Source organism: Hydrocarboniphaga sp. FW305-C-57, assembly GCF_058783045.1.
Genome location: NZ_JBYSYG010000008.1, coordinates 66,109 through 82,811, shown reverse-complemented (window position 1 = coordinate 82,811; position 16,703 = coordinate 66,109). Strand labels below are relative to the sequence as shown.

The following is a 16,703-nucleotide window of genomic DNA, read 5'->3' as shown; positions in this document are numbered from 1 at the left end:
CTACCGCCGCTCCCGCGCATACGGGTTGTAATTGCGCGGCAGCGCTTCGCGCACCTCCGCGCGCCGGGCCGCCATGCGCGCCCGGTCCTGCTGCGACAGGCTGTCGAGGCGCAGGCCGGCGTCTAGCTGGGCCAGCGCGCCGCCGTAGTCGCCGCGGTAGTAGAGATAGTTCGCCATCTCGTAGCTCGCGGCGCCGGTGTCCTTCATGTCGCGCGCGGCGTTCGACAGCAGCCGGTAGGTTTCCATGCGCGTGCCGAAGGATTGCTCGGTCGACAACAGCAGCTGGCGCGCTTCGGCCGGCTTGCCGGCCTGGAGCAGCGCCGAGGCGTAGCCGAGGATGGTCGGGGTGCTGCGCGGGTAGAGCTCCTGCGCCTTTTTGGCTAGCGCCAGGCCTTCGGCCTGCTGGCCCGCGTAGAGCTTCAGTTCGCTCATGAGCAGCAGCAGGTTGACCTGTCGCGGGTTGGCATCGAGCACCGGCTTGAGCGCGGCGATGCCGCCCGCGAAGTCGCCGCTTTCGCGCAGCGACAGCGCCAGGCCGTAGCGATTGCCCGGGGTGTCGCGGCCGGCCTTGAGCTCGGCCGCGTAGAGCTCGATGCCGTCAGCCGGGCGGCCGAAGGTCAGCACGCGGGCGCGCTCGCGCATGAGCCCGTATTCGAAGGAGTTCTCGACCTTGCGCGTCTTCATCGAGGCCGCGCGCGCACGCGCCTCGGAGATGCGCACGGTGTTGACCGGGTGGGTCAGCAGGATGTCCGGCACGCCCGAGCCGTAGAGGCGCGACTGCTGGGCCAGGCGCTGGAAGAAGCTCGCCATGCCCTCGGGGTCGAAGCCCGCTTCGGCCATGGTCTGGATGCCGATGCGGTCGGCCTCGAGCTCGTTGGCGCGCGTGAAGTTGACCTGCTTCTGGTACAGCGAGCCCTGGCCGACGGCCAGCGCAGCGAGGATCACGTCCGGGTTGGCCGAGCCGGCGATGATCGCGGCGAGCACCGCGGCCCAGGTGGCGAAGGTGCCGACGCCGCCCTGGTCCGCCTGCGAACGCGCGATATGACGCTGGATCACGTGCGTGAGTTCGTGGCCCATGACGCCGGCGACTTCGCTCTCGGTGGAGCTCGCGATCAGCAGGCCGGCGTTGAAGCCGATGTAGCCGCCCGGCATCGCGAAGGCGTTGATGCGCGGGTCCTTGACGACGAAGAACTCGACGTGCGGCGGCTGCTGCGCGGCCGCGGCGACCAGCCGGTAGCCGATCGTGGTCAGGTAATCGGTCAGCTCGGTGTCTTCGAGGATGTATTCGTACTGATACAGCTGCGACATCACGCTCGCGCCGATCTGGGCCTCCTGCGTCGGCGACAGCGCGGCGTCGGCCGGCTCGCCCATCTGCGGCAGGTTCAGCGGCGGCTGGGCCCCGCTGCCGAGACCGTCCGAGGGCACCATGTCGATCATCTGCGCCGAGGCGCTGATCGAGAGGCTGACCGAGACGGTCAGCGCCGCGGCCAGGCCGGCGGATACGAGGGAGGCGATGGGGCGCATGCGGCTGGCGGGTCGGGACGGCCTGGGTTCGGTGAGATCGGTGGGTCCACCGTCTCTTATGGTAACGCCGCTTGGAAACCGGACGGAGCCCGAAGTTCGGTTCGGCGTGAAACTGCTTACGAACCGTTACGCGGGGCGCTCGCCGCCAGCGCCGCCAGTTCGGCTCCGGTGATGCGGAACATCGTCCAGTCGTCCAGCGGGCGCGCCCCGAGCCGGCGATAGAAGCCGATCGCCGGCTCGTTCCAGTCGAGCACCGACCATTCGAAGCGCCCGCAGCCGCGCGCCACCGCCAGCGCCGCGACGCTGGCCAGCAGGGCCTTGCCGATGCCGAGCCCGCGAAACGCCGGGCGCACGAACAGGTCTTCGAGGTAGATGCCGGGCCTGGCCAGGAAGGTCGAGTAATTCGGGAAGAACAGCGCGAAGCCGGCCGGCTCGCCGCCGCAACGGGCGATCAGCACCTCGGCGGCCGGGTGCGCTCCGAACAGGCTTTCGCGCAAGGCGGCTTCGGTGGCGCTGACCTGGTCGGACAGCTGCTCGTAGTCGGCGAGTTCGCGGATCAGGGCCAGGATCAGCGGCACCTCATCCGCGGTCGCGGGCGCGATGGTCAGCGCTGCGGGGCCGCTCATGCGAGCCCGGGCCCGAGCTTGCGGCCGATCGGCCGGCCCATGGTCAGCGGCAGCGCCGGACGCAGCTCGGCGTTCCATTCGAGCGTGCCGCGCGGCGCGAGCAGGATCACCGTCGAGCCCATGTTGAAGCGGCCCATTTCGGCGCCGCGGGCCAGCGCCACGGGCTGCGCCGGCTGGTGGCGCGAGACCGTATTGCCGCGCCGGTGCGGCGGGGTGACCAGGCCCGACCAGACAGTTTCGATCGAGCCGACGAAGAACGCGCCGACCAGCACCATCGCGAAGGGTCCGAGCTCGGTATCGAAGATCGCCACCACGCGCTCGTTGCGCGCGAACAGTCGCGGCATCGCGCGCGCCGTGGCCGGGTTGACGCTGAACAGCCGGCCCGGCACGTAGACCCATTCGCGCAGCGTGCCGGCGAGTGGCATGTGCAGGCGGTGATAGTTGTTCGGGGCCAGGTAGATCGTGCAGAACTCGCCGTTCTCGAACGGCTTCGCGAGATCGTCCGCGCCGAGCAGTTCGGCGGCCGTGTAGCTTTGGCCCTTAGCCTGGAAGATGCGCCCGCCTTCGATCCTGCCGAACTGGCTCACGGCGCCGTCGACCGGCGAAATCAGCGCCGACAGGTCCTCGTGCAGCGGCCGCGCGCCGTGCTTGAGCGCGCGCGTGAAAAATTCGTTGAAGCTGCCGAAGCGCTCCACCTGCTCGATCTCGGCTTCGGCCAGACTGATGCGAAAGCGCGACATGAAGAAGCGGATGAACGCGTTCTTGAACGCCGGGTTGCGGATGCGCGTGAGCTTGAAGATCAGCCAGGACAGGAAGCGCGTCGGCAGCACGCGCTGCAACGCGGAAAACAGCAGATCGCCGGTACTGGCGTCGGTTGCGGCCATGGGGAGGTCGTGTCTCGGGTCGAAGCTTAGTTGGAGCCCGGAGGCTGGTACTTGAGCACCTGCGGTGGACGCACGGGGAACTTCACCACCGCGCTGGTGGTGTCGCAGCGCAGCTCGATCAGGCTCTCGTCGCCGCTCGCGAGCGGGCGCGAGGCCTGCATGAGCATCAGGTGATAGCTGCCCGGTTCGAGCCGCACGACCTGGCCCGGATCGAGCGTCAGCGTCTCGACGCGGCGCATGCGCGCCTGGCCGGCTTCGAGCGAGCTCTGGTGCAGCTCCACGCTGCCGAAATCGGGGCTGCTCGCGCCCGTGATCGTCAGCGGCGTCGCGCCTTTGTTGGAGAGTTGCGCGAAACCGACCATGGTCATTGCGCCCGGCGGCGCCTCGCGTATCCACGGGTCTTCGACCTTGAGGTTGGCGCAATTGGCCCAGGCGGCGGCCGGCAGAGCCAGCGAGAGCAGGGCGGTCGAGACGCGTTTGATCATGGCGAGCCTCCTTTGATGACTTTGGTCAGGTCGCGCGTGAGCGCGTCGATGCGGTGCGGCGGCAGGAAGTAACCGGCCACCTGCGCCTGCGGATTGACGAGCACGAGCGCGGCGGAATGATCCATCGTGTAGTTCTCCGGCGTGCTGCCGGGCACCTTGGCGTAGATCAGGCTCAGGCTGCGCGTGAGCGAATCGAGATTATCGCCGTTGCCGGTCACGCCGATGAATTCCGGGCTGAAGTAATGCGTGTAGAGCCCGAGCTTCTCGGGCGTGTCGCGCTCCGGGTCCACCGAAACGAACACCACCTGCAGCGGCGCGCCGGCTGCGTCGAGCTGGGCCTTGACGGTCTTGAGCACGGCGAGCGTGTTCGGGCAGACGTCCGGGCAATACGTGAAGCCCGTGAAGATCAGGCTCCACTGGCCCTCGAGCCTTGCGAGGCCGAAAGTCTTGCCGCTGCTGTCGACGAGCTGGAACGGGGCGATGGCGCGCGGCTTTTCGAGCAGCGTGCCCGATTCGATTTCGATGCTGCGCGGGGCGAACGCGAACTGCGCCGCCACCAGGCCCGCCACTGCGGCGACTGCCGCGACCACGCCGATCAAGATGGATTTGGAAGCCGACATGAGAGTCCTGAGTCGAGAAGCTGCGTCATCCCGGCGGCTGCGGGCACGTGGCGGCCGAGAACAGTTTAAAATTGCGGACTTATCTTCAGTCCGTGACCTCTTTTGTCCGCCGATTATTCCATAGCGATGGTGCCCGCATGATTTCTGACGAGACCACTGCGCTCGAGACGGTGCGCGATCTCGTGCGCTGGGGCGCCAGCGAGTTCGCCCGACAAGGCCTGATTTTCGGCCACGGCACCGACAACGCGCTCGACGAGTCGTTTCACCTCGTGCTGCATGCGCTCAAGCTGCCGGCCGATCTGCCCACGCTCTACCTCGAATCGCGCGTCACCGCGAGCGAGCGCGCCGCTGTCGTCGAGCTGCTGCGCAAGCGCGTCGACACGCGCCAGCCGGCGGCCTACCTGATCGGCGAGATCCAGTTCTGCGGGCTGCCGTTCTACGTCGACGAGCGCGTGCTGGTGCCGCGTTCGCCGATCGCCGAGCTCATCGAGGCCCAGTTCGAACCCTGGGTCACGCAGACGCCGACGCGCATTCTCGACCTCTGCACGGGCAGCGGCTGCATCGGCATCGCCTGCGCGGCCGCGATCGAGGACGCCGAGGTCGATCTCGTCGACATCGACGCCGGGGCTCTGGAAGTGGCGCAGCGCAATATCGATCGTCACGGGCTCGGCGACCGCGTCAAGGCGATACACTCGGACCTGTTCGCGGGCCTCGGCAAGCGCCAGTACGAGCTCATCGTCAGCAATCCGCCGTACGTGCCGACCGCCGAATGGCAGGCGCTCGGCCGCGAATTCCACGAGGAACCCAAGCTCGCGCTCGAAGCGGGCGCGGATGGCATGGACATCGTCGATCGCATCCTGCGCGAAGCGCCGAAGTACCTGTCGGCCAAGGGCCTGCTGGTCTGTGAAGTCGGCGGCTCGGTGCCCGAATTCGAAGCGCGCTGGCCCGACATTCCGGTGAGCTGGCCCGATTTCGAACGCGGCGGCGACGGCGTGTTCGCGATCTCCAGGTCCGATCTCGTCGCCTGGCTCAAAGGTCGCTGAGCGCGGATAGAGCCCTATGTATCAGCCGCGCCACTTCGAGGTTCATGATCGTGAGGCGATGCTCGCGCTCGTGGCCGCGTATCCGCTGGCGACGCTGGTGATGTCCACGGCCGATGGGCTGCAGGCCAATCACATTCCGCTGTATGCGCACATCGACGACGCCGGCGATCTGCAGCTGCACGGACACGTCGCTCGCGCCAATCCACTGTGGCGCGATGGGCTTGCCGATCGCGAAGTGCTGGCGGTGTTCAACGGCCCGCAGGCCTACGTCACGCCGAGCTGGTATCCAAGCAAGCGCGAGCACGGCAAGGCGGTTCCGACCTGGAATTACACCGTCGTTCATGCGCGCGGATCGCTGCGCGTGCATGACGACAAGAACTGGCTGCGCGCCCAGATCGGTGAACTCACGAAGCGTCACGAACAAACGCGCGATCCGGCCTGGTCGATCGACGATGCGCCGGCCGATTATCTCGACGCCATGCTGGGCGCCATCGTCGGCATCGAACTGCGCGTGAGCCGGCTCGAAGGCAAGTTCAAGCTCAGCCAGAACCAATCGGCTGCCAACCAGGCCGGTGTGTTGGCAGGCCTGTCCGCCGAGGCCGCACCCCAAGCACGAGCCGTCGCCGACGCCATGCGCTCGATCACTCCGAATTCAATGCTGTCGTAGCCGAGATTGCGATGTCCGGAAACACGTTTGGCAAGTCGTTCTGCGTCACCAGCTTCGGCGAAAGCCACGGCCCTGCGATCGGCTGCGTCGTCGACGGCTGCCCGCCGGGGCTGGAACTGTCCGAAGCCGACATCCAGCCCGATCTCGATCGCCGCAAGCCCGGAACGAGCAAGTACGTCACCCAGCGCAAGGAAGAGGACAAGGTCCGCATCCTGTCGGGCGTGTTCGAAGGCAAGACCACCGGCACGCCGATCGCGCTGCTGATCGAGAACACCGACCAGCGCAGCTACGACTACGCCAAGATTTCGCAGGTGTTCCGGCCGAACCACGCCGACTACGCCTACATCCAGAAATACGGCATTCGCGATCATCGCGGCGGCGGGCGCAGCTCGGCGCGCGAGACCGCGGTGCGCGTCGCGGCCGGCGCGATCGCCAAGAAACTGCTGCTCGAGAAGTTCGGCACCCAGGTGCGCGGCTATCTATCGCGGATGGGCGACATCGAGATCGCATTCAAGTCCTGGGACGAGATCAACCAGAACGCCTTCTTCGCGCCCGATGCGGCGCGCGTGCCGGAGCTCGAAGCGCTCATCGACGCGCTGCGCAGCGAAGGCGATTCGGTCGGCGCGCGCATCGAAGTGGTCGCGACGAACGTGCCGCCGGGCCTCGGCGAGCCCGTGTTCGACAGGCTCGACGCCGATCTGGCGCATGCGCTCATGGGCATCAACGCGGTCAAGGGCGTCGAAATCGGCGACGGCATGAAGGTGGCCGCAATGCGTGGCACCGAGCATCGCGACGAGATGACGCCCGCCGGCTTTCTGTCGAATCACTCGGGCGGTGTCGCGGGCGGTATCAGCACCGGCCAGGACATCGTCTGCGCGATCGCGATCAAGCCGACCTCGAGCATCACCACGCCGGGCAAGTCGATCGACAGCGAGGGCAAGGCCGTCGACATGCGCACGACCGGCCGTCACGACCCCTGCGTGGGCGTGCGCGCGACGCCGATCGCCGAGGCGATGGTCGCGCTCGTGCTGGTCGATCACTGGCTGCGCAATCGCGCCCAGTGCGGCGACGTGGTGCCCGGAACGCCGCGCATCACCGGCTGATCGCGGCAGGCGCTGATCGGCTTAGAAGCGATCGCTGTCGACGGCCCGAGCTGGAAGCCCGTGCTTTCAGTGGCCGTCGAAACTCCGGCGAAGCAGCTCGGCGGCGGCCGACTGGTCGCGCAGGAAGGCGAGGTGTTGCAAGGCCTCGGCTTCCCACGGGCGACTCTGGCCGTTCACGGTCTGCTGCCAGAGATCGAACGATCCGCGCGGAGTCAGCCGGCGCGAGACCGGATCGGGCAGCGCCGGCTTGCTCGGGTCGCCGCCCCAGTTGACGGTGTGCGCGAACTCCGGACGCAGTACCAGCAGCAGCTGCCGCCGGGCCCGCGAGAGCACCAGCCAGGCGGCGCCGGCCGCTTCGGACAGCGCTGGAGCCGAGTCGAAGCGCTGGCTCACGTGCGCGGTGGCGCCCAGGTCTTCACTCTGCGCAAGTACCGAATCGATGAGACCCCTGGCGCCGTCGGGTACCTGGCCGAAAGTCCTCAGGCGCGGGCCGTCGCAGAGCAGCGCGCCGCTCGCATCGAGCGACTGTAGCAGCAGACCGACGGTGGCTTCGGTCGGACCCGCCAGGCTGTCGACGAGCCGCGCGCGCGCCAGCGTGTAGCGGTGTTCGCGCGCCTGGCGTTCGCGTACGCGATGCTCGGCGATCACCGCCGCCGCCTCGGCTGTGAAGCTGCGCATGCGCTCGTGCGCGTACCACGGGAACGGATAGCGGCTGCGGTGATGGCAGGAGATCAGGCCCCAGAGCTCGCCTTCGGTGACCAGCGAGGTCACCAGCGTGGCCCCGGTTCCCATGTTGCGCAGGTACTGGATATGCACGGGCGAGACGCTGCGCAGCACGCTGTGCGACAGGTCGAGCTGCGGCTCGCCGACGAGCGGGTCGGCGTCGAGCAGGATGGCGTCGCGCGAATAGACGTCGGCGATCACGCGCGCAGGCACGGCCAGATAGAGCTGGCGCGCCTGCGCCGGAATGTCGGAGGCCGGATAGTGCAGGCCCCGGTACGGCGACAGCTCGGGCTGCACCGATTCGGCGACGACCTCGCCATGCCAGTCCGGATGGAAGCGGTAGACCATCACGCGATCGATGCCGGTGGCCGCGGCGACGCCTTCGGCGATGTACTGCAGGGCCGCATTCATTTCGCCTGCGCCGCGCGCACGGGCCATCGCACCCGACAGCGCGCGTTCCATCGCATCGGGCGCGGGCACGCGGTGCTCGGTGTCGGGCAGCCATTCGACGAGGTCGTGGTCGTCGTAGCGATGCGCGATCACGGTGCCGGCGTCGCCGCTGTCGAGCACGAAGCGGGCGCTGCGCGGGCTGGCCGGCGGCAGGGCCGCAAGGGTTTGCGCGACCCAGCCCGCAGGCTGGGAGCCGAGCGCGTCGTGCAACGGCTTTTCGAGCAGATCGTGGGCCGCCACGCCGAGCAGCAGGCGCGTATTGCTGCTGGCTCGCAGGATATTGCCTTCGCCGGACACCTCGAACAGGCAGCCATGCGACTGGATGGCGCCCGGAATGTGGATGGGCTCGTCTTCGCAGCGCATCAGGTCGACGGTGGTCGGCGGCGCAAAGTTGCGCAGCTCTGCGCTGAAAGCTCCGGATTGGCTCATGCCGGTGTCAGGGTCATGCGTGCTGGCTGTCTTGTTCCGGCAAGCCTAGCATCGAAGCCGCAGCCGGGCGGTAGACAGTTTGACGGATGGCGTCCAGAGGGTTTTCCGACGTTGCGCCGCGCGCCGCGGACTGCTGCAGTAGCTCCACGACTCAGGACAGAACCGCGGGAGAGTTGCATGTCCGAATGGCATTTGCGCCCCGGCCGGCTACGGCTGCGGGAGCTGCGGCACCTGCTCAATGGCCAGGCCCGGCTGTCGATCGAGCCCGACGCCTGGGGCGCGGTCGAAGCTTCCGCCGCGGCCGTGCAGGCGGCGGTCGCGCGTGGCGAGCCGGCTTACGGCATCAACACCGGCTTCGGCAAGCTCGCCAGGACGCATATCGCTGCCGACCAGCTCCGGCAGTTGCAGGCCAACCTCGTGCGCTCGCATGCGGTCGGTACCGGGCCGCTGCTCGACGACGAAACCGTGCGCCTCATGCTCGTGCTCAAGGCCGCGAGCCTCGCGCGCGGGGCCTCGGGCGTGCGCAGGCTGGTCATCGAATCGCTGCTCGCGCTCTGCAACGCGGGCGTGCTGCCCTGCATTCCGGCCAAGGGCTCGGTCGGTGCCTCGGGCGACCTGGCGCCGCTCGCGCACATGACGCTCGCGCTGATGGGCGAGGGCGAGGTGCGCGTGGACGGCGCGGTCGTGCCGGCGGGCGAGGCCTTGCAGCGCGCCGGCATCAGCCCCTTGCAGCTCGAAGCCAAGGAAGGCCTCGCGCTGCTCAACGGAACCCAGGCTTCGACCGCGCTCGCGCTGCGCGGCCTGCTCGAAGCCGAGGACCTGTTCGCCGCCGCGGTCGTCACCGGCGCTATTTCAGTCGATGCGGCGCGCGGCTCCGATGCGCCGTTCGACGAGCGCATCCACCTCGTGCGCGGCCAGCCCGGCCAGATCGCGGTGGCCGCGGCGTATCGTCGGCTGCTCGAAGGCAGTCAGATCCGGCGTTCGCACCTCGTCAACGACGATCGCGTGCAGGATCCGTACAGCCTGCGCTGCCAGCCGCAGGTCATGGGCGCCTGCCTCGACCTGCTGCACAACGCAGCGCGCACGCTGACCATCGAGGCCAACGCGGTCAGCGACAACCCGCTCGTGTTCGGCGCCGAGGTGATTTCGGGCGGCAACTTCCACGCCGAACCGGTCGCGCTCGCGGCCGACACGCTGGCGCTCGCGATCGCCGAGATCGGTGCGTTGTCCGAGCGCCGCATCGCCCTGCTGATCGACGCGAGCCTGTCGGGCCTGCCACCGTTTCTCGTGCGCGAGCCGGGCCTGAACTCGGGTTTCATGATGGCGCACGTGACCGCCGCGGCGCTGGCGTCCGAGAACAAGTCGCTCGCGCATCCGGCCAGCGTCGACAGCCTGCCGACTTCGGCGAATCAGGAGGACCACGTCAGCATGGCCACCTTCGCCGCGCGCCGGCTGCTCGAGATGGCGGCGAACACGCGCGACATCGTCGGCATCGAGCTGCTCGCGGCCGTGCAGGGCATCGATCTCCACGCGCCGCTGAAAACTTCCGAGCCCCTGCAACACGTGCGCGAAACGGTCCGCGAGCGCGTCGCCTTCTACGATCGCGATCGCTACTTCGCTCCGGACATCGCGGCCGTGCGCGGCCTGCTGTGCGAGGAGACGCTGACGCCGATGGTGTCGGAGCTGCTGCCGAGCTGGGCGCCGGCCTGATGCGCACGGCGCCGGCGCAGCGGCGTCAGTGGAAGTCGCGGGACAGCGACGGAATTTCGGAGAGCAGATAGGTCACGTCGTGGAACTTCTCGACCATCACATGGATGACGCCGCTGGTCGACTGCACCTCGCCCGTGACGACGGCGACGCGCGCGCCGAGCACTTCGGCGCGATGGTTCTCGACGAACTGTGGCCGCAGGATCAGGTTCACGCTGCCGGTTTCGTCTTCGATGGTCATGAACATCACGCCCTTGGCGGTCGGCGGGCGCTGGCGAAACATCACCATGCCGGCGACGCGCAGCTTGCTGCGGTCCCTGGCGTCGACGACATCCTTGGCGGTGCTGACCTTGCGGGCGCTCAGGCGCTCGCGCAGCAGCGCGAGCGGATGCTGGCGCAACGAAAGGCCCAGGCTGCGGTAGTCGTTGAGCACGTCTTCGCCGGGCGTCGGCGCGCGCAGCTCGCTGGTGTCTTCGAGCTGCCGGTCCAGGTGCAGCGTGGTGTCGGCCTGATGCGCCGCGACGTTCCAGCGCGCCGCATGCCGATGGCCGCTGAGGCTTTCGAGCGCGCCGGCATTGGCGAGCGTGAGCAGTTCGCGACGCGAAAGACCGGCCCTGCGCGCGAGGTCGTCGGTGCTCTTGAACGGGCCCTGCCGGCGCGCCTGCGCGATCGCGGAGCCCGCGGTTTGCGACAAGCCTTCCACCTGCAGCAGGCCGAGTCGCAATGCCGGATCCTGGCTGCCTTCGACGCGTTCGAGCGTGCATTCGTAATCGCTGTGCTGCACGTCGACGGCGCGTACCTCGACGCCCGAGCGTCGCGCCTCGGCGACGAGCATCGACGGCGGATAGAAACCCATCGGCTGGCTGTTCAGCAGTGCGCCGATGAAGGCCGCCGGGTGATGGCACTTGAGATACGAGGACGCATACGCGAGCAGGGCGAAGCTCACCGAATGCGATTCGGGGAAGCCGTAGGAACCGAAGCCGAGGATGCGCTGGTAGATTTCGTTGGCGAAGTCGAGCGGGTAGCCGTTCTTGAGCATGCCGCCGATGAGCCGCTCTTTCAGGTGTTCGAGTCCGCCATGCCTTTTCCAGGCCGCCATCGAGCGACGCATGTTGTCGGCTTCGCCGGGCGTGAACTTCGCCGCGGTGATCGCGATCTGCATGACCTGTTCCTGGAAGATCGGCACGCCGAGCGTGCGTTTCAGAATGTCCTGCAGTTGAGGTGGGTAGTAATGGTCGAAATTCGTTTCCGGTGGGAGCCCTAGTTCCTTGCGCTTGCGTTGCTCGGCCCTTCTCTGCAAATACGGATGCACCATGCCGCCGGTGATCGGACCGGGACGCACGATCGCGATCTGAACGACCAGATCGTAGAACTCCTCCGGCAGCAGGCGAGGCAGCATGCTTTGCTGTGCGCGCGATTCGATCTGGAATACGCCGATCGTCTTCGCCTGCCGAATCATCGCGTAGGTTTTGGCATCGTCCTTCGGCAGATTCGCGAGCGTGTAGCGCGTTTGTGGTTCGACGCTCTCGATCAGCTTGAAGCACTTGCGCAGTGCCGTGAGCATGCCGAGCGCGAGCACGTCGACCTTGAGCAGGCCCAGCGATTCGAGATCGTCCTTGTCCCACTGGATGACCTGACGCTCTGGCATCGCGGCGTTTTCGATCGGCACGAGCTCGGCTAGCGGGCGCTGTGTAATCACGAAGCCGCCGACGTGTTGCGACAGGTGGCGCGGAAAGCCGGTGAGTTCCGAAGTCAGCCTGAGCCAATGCTGCAGGCGTGGCGCTTCGGGATCGAAGCCTTGTTCGACGAGGCGATTCGCGAGCTCTTCCTTCTTGTCCCACCAGGCCAGCGCCTTGCTGACACGGTCGACGTCTTCGGGCTCCATGCCGAGCGCACGGCCCACGTCGCGCAAGGCCGAACGCGTGCGATAGCTGATGACGGTTGCCGCGAGCGCACAGCGATGGCGCCCGTACTTTTCGAACACGTACTGGATGATCTCTTCGCGCCGCTCGTGCTCGAAATCGACGTCGATGTCGGGCGGCTCGTTGCGCTCCTTCGACAGAAAACGCTCGAACAGCAGATTCTCTTTGCTCGGATCGACCGCGGTGACGCCGATCGTGTAGCAAACCGCCGAGTTCGCAGCGCTGCCGCGGCCCTGGCACAGAATGCCGCGCTGCTTGGCTTCGCGGACGATGTCCTGCACGGTCAGAAAGAAAGCTTCGTATTTCAGATCGGCGATCAGATCGAGTTCTTTCTTGACCTGATCGCGCACTTTCTGCGGAGCACCTTCGGGCCAGTACTCCCGCATGCCCTGCTCGGTCAGGAAGCGCAGATAGGACGTCGCATCGTAGCCTTGCGGCACGAGTTCGGCGGGGTAGTCGTACTTGATCTGCTCGAGGTTGAAGTGGCAACGCTCGGCGATGCGCAGCGTCTCATCGAGCATCGCCCGCGGATACAGCGTCAGCAGCTCGTCGATGCTGCGCAAGCGCCGCTCCGCGTTCGGCAGCAGCGCCTTGCCGCATTCGGACACCGGCTTGCCGATGCGAACGGCGGTCAGCACGTCGTGCAGCATCTTGCGCGAGCGATCGTGGAACAGCACGCCTCCGGTGGCGACGCAGCGCAGCCCGCTGGCCTGCGCGAGTTGTTGTCGATGCGCGAGCAGGGCCGCATCGTCGTGGCCGCGATGCAGTTCGACGGCGAGCCAGGTTTGCGCGGTGCGCCCGGCGAGCCAGTGTCCGTGCTCGCTCGAGCTGTGCTCGTCGGCGAGCCAGAGCGCGAGGCAGCGATCGAGCGCATCGCAATCTCGCCGATGCAGTTCGTAGCGGCCCTTGGGCTGCGTTTGCCGGCCGCGCGTGATGAGCCGGCTGATCTGCGAATAGGCTTCTATATCGGGCGCGAGCAGCACGAACGACGGGCCATCGCGCAAATGAAATTCGGCACCGACGATCAGCGCGGGCTCCGGCGGCCATTCGCGATGCAGTTCATCGAGCGTGGAGGGAGTCGCTTCGCTGAGGGCTTTTTCGCGTTGTTCCACGTAGGACTTGATCGCGTCGCGTGCGCGCACGATGCCGGCGAGCGAGCACTCGTCGGTGATCGCGATCGCCGCATAGCCGAGCCTGGCCGCGCGCACGACGAGCTCATCCGCATGCGAGGCGCCGCGCTGAAAGCTGAAATTGCTCAGGCAGTGCAGTTCGGCATAGGCGGCGGGCGAGCTCATGAGGCCATTGTCCGTCAGCCGTGCATCCGAGTGGGATGCCGAAGCCGTATGATCGCGCGTCTTCAATGCCGTCGACATCGACCGAGGTTCGCCATGGCTGTTTCCGCAATGTTGGGTGTGCGCCGCATCGCCGCGGCGGTTCTGCTGACCGGCTGCGTCGCGCTGCCGGCCTGGGCCAGCCTCGAGATCGGCGCCTCCGCGCCGGATTTCACGACCGAAGCGTCGCTGAACGGCCAGCTGTTCAAGTTCTCGCTCGCCGATGCGCTCAAGCAGGGGCCGGTGGTGGTGTATTTCTACCCGGCCGCGTTCACCAAGGGCTGCAACATCGAGGCGCGCAAGTTCGCCGAGGCGATCGACCAGTTCAAGGCGCTCGGCGCACAGGTGATCGGGGTTTCGAAGGACAACATCGAGACGCTGCACAAGTTCGCGGCGAGCCCGAGCGAATGCAACGGCAAGTTCGCGGTGGCGGCCGATCCGGGACTCAAGATCGCGCGGAGCTACGACGCGACCTTGCTGATCTATCCGGGGCATGCGGACCGCACCTCGTATGTGATCACGCCTGATGGAAAGGTGCTGTATGCCTATTCGGCCTTGAGTCCGGACAAGCATGTGGAGAATACGTTGAAGGCCTTGCGGGAGTGGAAGGCCGCGCAGCCGGGGGGCTGATGGTTTTGGTCTTTCCGGCCGGGCTACTTTCTTTCGCCACTCCAGCCGGCGCTGCCAGGGGTTGAACATCTGTGTCTAGCGGCCGCTACGCCTCGCCGCTGATTTTCGGAGTCGAGCTGTCTTGTTTGTCCTCTCTCCCGCTTGCGGGAGAGAGTCCCGCCGAAGGCGGGGAGAGAGGGTTCATCGGCAAAGTGAGCACACTTTTCGAGCTTCCCCTCTCCCGGTCCTTCGGACCACCCTCTCCCGCAAGCGGGAGAGGGGACAATCAACAGCGGCTGCAGCTTTGCTGGTGCTTTGCTTTGGATTTATCGATCCCAGGATGAGCCCTCAAAAACTCTCAGCTCGCAGCTGAACCAGCGCAAAGCCTAACGAACACTCACGTCGCCGGCAGCATCACCAAACTCCAGACCCTGCAAATACCATTTCCCATCGCGCCGGTCCTGATAAACCCACAGGCTTTCGCCGTCAGCTCCGGCACTACGGTAGTAATCGCGCTCCACCGGATCGCCATCCCACCATCCGCCACTGATGCGCTCGGGCGCCGCCAAGGGCGCATGCGGCGTCCACGGACGCGGATGTCGCAAAAGCCATAGCGGCCTCGGCGGCAAGGCCCCGGCAGCCGCCGGCTTGAGCGACCCGTCCGGCGACCAGGCCCGCTCGGGCCGATGATCGTCGGCCAGCCCGGGCTGCCAGATCGCGGTGTCGCCGAGGCGTGCGCGCAGGCGGTCGATCAGCCCGTTCCAGGCTTCGCCTCCACGGGTTTCGTCATCGTCGAACAGCCCGGCCTGCGGCGGCGCGAGTGGGGAAAAACGATCGGCGCTCAGGCGCAGTTCGGTGGCGGCGGCGCTCGGACCGCGCGCGGTCCAGCGTTCGCGCAACAGCCGGTGGAAGATGGCCGCGCTCTGCGTCGGCGCGGTGGTGCGCAGCACGAAGCGTTCGCCTTCGCTGCGCCGGCGCGCGAGCGTCAGCGTGAGCTGGCTCGTGGTGACCTGGCGGGCGCGCAGATAGGCTTCGAATTCGTCGAACAGCCGGCGCAGCGGAAACAGCAGGGCCTGCCAATCGTCGATCTCGGCATCGAGGTCGAAGCGGCGCCGGTAACGCGCTGGCGGCACGAACCATGGACGCGGATCGGGCAACTGGCCGAACAGGCGCTGCAGGGCGCGCGGGAATTCCTGGCCCAGACGCGCCGCGAGCGCGGACGCGCCGTGGCGATGCACGTCGGCGAGCGTCTGGTGGCCCGAGCCGGCGAGTACCGATTCGGCGGCCAGCGGCCAGCGCAGCATGGTGATCGGCAGCGCCGACAGATGCCGCGTCCAGTCGCCGTCGCCCTCTTCGACGATCGGCGCGAGCCCCGCGCGTGCGGCGACCGCGGCGGCCTCGAAGCTCGGCGCGACCCCGATGCGGGTGGTGTAGGGCAGCGGCGCCAGCAGCGCTTGCGCCCGATCCATCAGCCCGTCGATGCCGCCGAACAGTTTCAAACTCGGCCCGACATCGACGCTGACCGCGAGCCAGGGCGTGTCGAACAGCCCGCGCGGGGCTTCGCTGACGATGGCGATGCGATCGCCGAGCCCATAGGCGGCGAAGGCCACGGCCTGCAGCGCCGCCGCTTCGGCCGCGGTGTCGCGCGGCAGCACGCGCAGATCGGGAAAGCGCGCCTGCACGCTGCCGAGCGCTTCGCCGAGGCCGATGCGCGCCTGCGTGCCGCCGACCACCCAGCGCCGCGAGCCGTGCTGGGCGTAGACCACGCTGCGGCTCGCGTCGGCGTTCAAGGCCTCGAGCGGCAGCTGTGGCAGCTGGATGCACAGCCAGAGGCTCATGCGGCCTGCCCGCCGAGCTTGAGGCTGTGGCCGCTGCGTCCGCCGCGGGCCTTCAGAATGTCGATGCGCGGCCCGCCCGCTTCGGGACTCAGGCTCAGGCGCAGGGCCGAGACCGAGGGCTGCCGATGCGCGCCGGGCGGACGCAGCAACAGGCCCAGCGGACCGCTGCCGGCCTGCTCGGCCGCGAGTTGCAGGCGCCGCTGGACGCGCTCGTCGGCCGTCTCGCACCAGCCCACCACGGCGCCGAGCGCGCTGCTGCGCAGCAGCTGTTCGATGGCCCAGACGCCGTCGGCGGCCGACTCGGGCTGCACGATCCAGCAGCACTCGAGCGCGATGCCCGCGCTGGCGAGCGCGGGCGCATACGGCAGATGCGGCGGGGCGACCAGGGCAATGCGTTTTCCAGCCTGGGACAGGCGCACGAGCGCCGGCAGCAGCAGCTTCCATTCGCCGACACCCGGCCGCGGCAGCAGGATTTCGCTGATCGCCCCGCGCGGCCAGCCACCGCCGGGCAGCAGCGCATCGAGCGCCGCATGGCCGGTGGGCTCGGCCGAGATGCGCTGGGCCTTGTGCCCGAGCCAGAGGTCGGAGCGCTGCAGCAGGCTGTCGGGAAGCGGGCGCGAGGACACGGCGGGCGAGACGGACGGCGACCACGAAGGGTCATGGACGGATACGGTAGCGCCGCCGGAGCGCGACGCAAACCGGGGCCTGCGCAGCTTCGGTGGAAGTCTCGGAATCGCTTCGA

The 16,703-nt window shown here is 67.9% G+C and carries 14 protein-coding genes; 5 read left to right on the top strand and 9 right to left on the bottom strand.

What is annotated here, in order from left to right; genetic code table 11:
* The 5 genes from AC3WUM_RS16675 to AC3WUM_RS16655 form a co-directional block, all read right to left on the bottom strand.
* Window positions 1–1,524, bottom strand: a complete 1,524-nt coding sequence (locus AC3WUM_RS16675; protein WP_492411517.1) for a M48 family metalloprotease — start codon at window positions 1,522–1,524, stop codon at window positions 1–3.
* A gap of 116 nt (window positions 1,525–1,640) precedes the next feature.
* The gene (locus tag AC3WUM_RS16670) at window positions 1,641–2,150 is read right to left on the bottom strand and encodes a GNAT family N-acetyltransferase (RefSeq protein ID WP_492411516.1); all 510 of its coding nucleotides are present in this window, start codon (window positions 2,148–2,150) and stop codon (window positions 1,641–1,643) included.
* Complete coding sequence (gene asd / locus AC3WUM_RS16665) at window positions 2,147–3,034, bottom strand: archaetidylserine decarboxylase (RefSeq protein WP_492411515.1); 888 nt, start codon at window positions 3,032–3,034, stop codon at window positions 2,147–2,149. The genes AC3WUM_RS16670 and asd overlap by 4 nt, the downstream gene beginning before the upstream one ends.
* A gap of 26 nt (window positions 3,035–3,060) precedes the next feature.
* Window positions 3,061–3,519, bottom strand: coding sequence for a copper chaperone PCu(A)C (locus AC3WUM_RS16660; RefSeq protein ID WP_492411514.1), 459 nt, complete (start codon window positions 3,517–3,519; stop codon window positions 3,061–3,063).
* Window positions 3,516–4,139, bottom strand: a complete 624-nt coding sequence (locus AC3WUM_RS16655) for an SCO family protein (protein WP_492411513.1) — start codon at window positions 4,137–4,139, stop codon at window positions 3,516–3,518. The genes AC3WUM_RS16660 and AC3WUM_RS16655 overlap by 4 nt, the downstream gene beginning before the upstream one ends.
* A 137-nt stretch (window positions 4,140–4,276) precedes the next feature.
* Between AC3WUM_RS16655 and prmB the strand changes: the two genes are divergently transcribed.
* The 3 genes from prmB to aroC are packed head-to-tail and all read left to right on the top strand — an operon-like array spanning window position 4,277 to window position 6,952.
* On the top strand, window positions 4,277–5,182 hold the full coding sequence (prmB, locus tag AC3WUM_RS16650; RefSeq protein ID WP_492411512.1) for a 50S ribosomal protein L3 N(5)-glutamine methyltransferase: 906 nt from the start codon (window positions 4,277–4,279) through the stop codon (window positions 5,180–5,182).
* A 16-nt stretch (window positions 5,183–5,198) separates the two neighbouring features.
* Window positions 5,199–5,849, top strand: a complete 651-nt coding sequence (locus AC3WUM_RS16645; RefSeq protein ID WP_492411510.1) for an FMN-binding negative transcriptional regulator — start codon at window positions 5,199–5,201, stop codon at window positions 5,847–5,849.
* 11 nt (window positions 5,850–5,860) lie between these two features.
* A complete protein-coding gene (aroC, locus tag AC3WUM_RS16640) occupies window positions 5,861–6,952 on the top strand; it encodes a chorismate synthase (protein ID WP_492411508.1) in 1,092 nt (363 codons plus the stop codon).
* 66 nt (window positions 6,953–7,018) lie between these two features.
* On the opposite strand, the gene AC3WUM_RS16635 is transcribed toward aroC, so the two are convergent.
* Window positions 7,019–8,554 (bottom strand): GAF domain-containing protein, encoded by a 1,536-nt coding sequence (locus tag AC3WUM_RS16635; RefSeq protein WP_492411507.1) that lies wholly within the window; start codon window positions 8,552–8,554, stop codon window positions 7,019–7,021.
* 177 nt (window positions 8,555–8,731) lie between these two features.
* Here AC3WUM_RS16635 and hutH point away from each other — a divergent pair, with 177 nt between their 5' ends.
* On the top strand, window positions 8,732–10,264 hold the full coding sequence (gene hutH, locus AC3WUM_RS16630) for a histidine ammonia-lyase (RefSeq protein ID WP_492411505.1): 1,533 nt from the start codon (window positions 8,732–8,734) through the stop codon (window positions 10,262–10,264).
* 25 nt (window positions 10,265–10,289) lie between these two features.
* Here the strand turns inward: hutH and AC3WUM_RS16625 are convergent, their stop codons facing one another.
* Window positions 10,290–13,478, bottom strand: a complete 3,189-nt coding sequence (locus AC3WUM_RS16625) for an error-prone DNA polymerase (protein ID WP_492411504.1) — start codon at window positions 13,476–13,478, stop codon at window positions 10,290–10,292.
* Between the two features lie 93 nt (window positions 13,479–13,571).
* Between AC3WUM_RS16625 and AC3WUM_RS16620 the strand changes: the two genes are divergently transcribed.
* Window positions 13,572–14,144: a peroxiredoxin gene (locus AC3WUM_RS16620; RefSeq protein ID WP_492411502.1), complete on the top strand. Its 573-nt coding sequence runs from the start codon at window positions 13,572–13,574 to the stop codon at window positions 14,142–14,144.
* Window positions 14,145–14,509: 365 nt separating this feature from the next.
* Here AC3WUM_RS16620 and AC3WUM_RS16615 read toward each other — a convergent pair whose 3' ends face one another.
* Window positions 14,510–15,961 (bottom strand): Y-family DNA polymerase, encoded by a 1,452-nt coding sequence (locus tag AC3WUM_RS16615; protein ID WP_492411500.1) that lies wholly within the window; start codon window positions 15,959–15,961, stop codon window positions 14,510–14,512.
* A complete protein-coding gene (imuA, locus tag AC3WUM_RS16610; protein ID WP_492411498.1) occupies window positions 15,958–16,587 on the bottom strand; it encodes a translesion DNA synthesis-associated protein ImuA in 630 nt (209 codons plus the stop codon). The genes AC3WUM_RS16615 and imuA overlap by 4 nt, the downstream gene beginning before the upstream one ends.
* Between the last annotated feature and the right edge of the window lie 116 nt (window positions 16,588–16,703).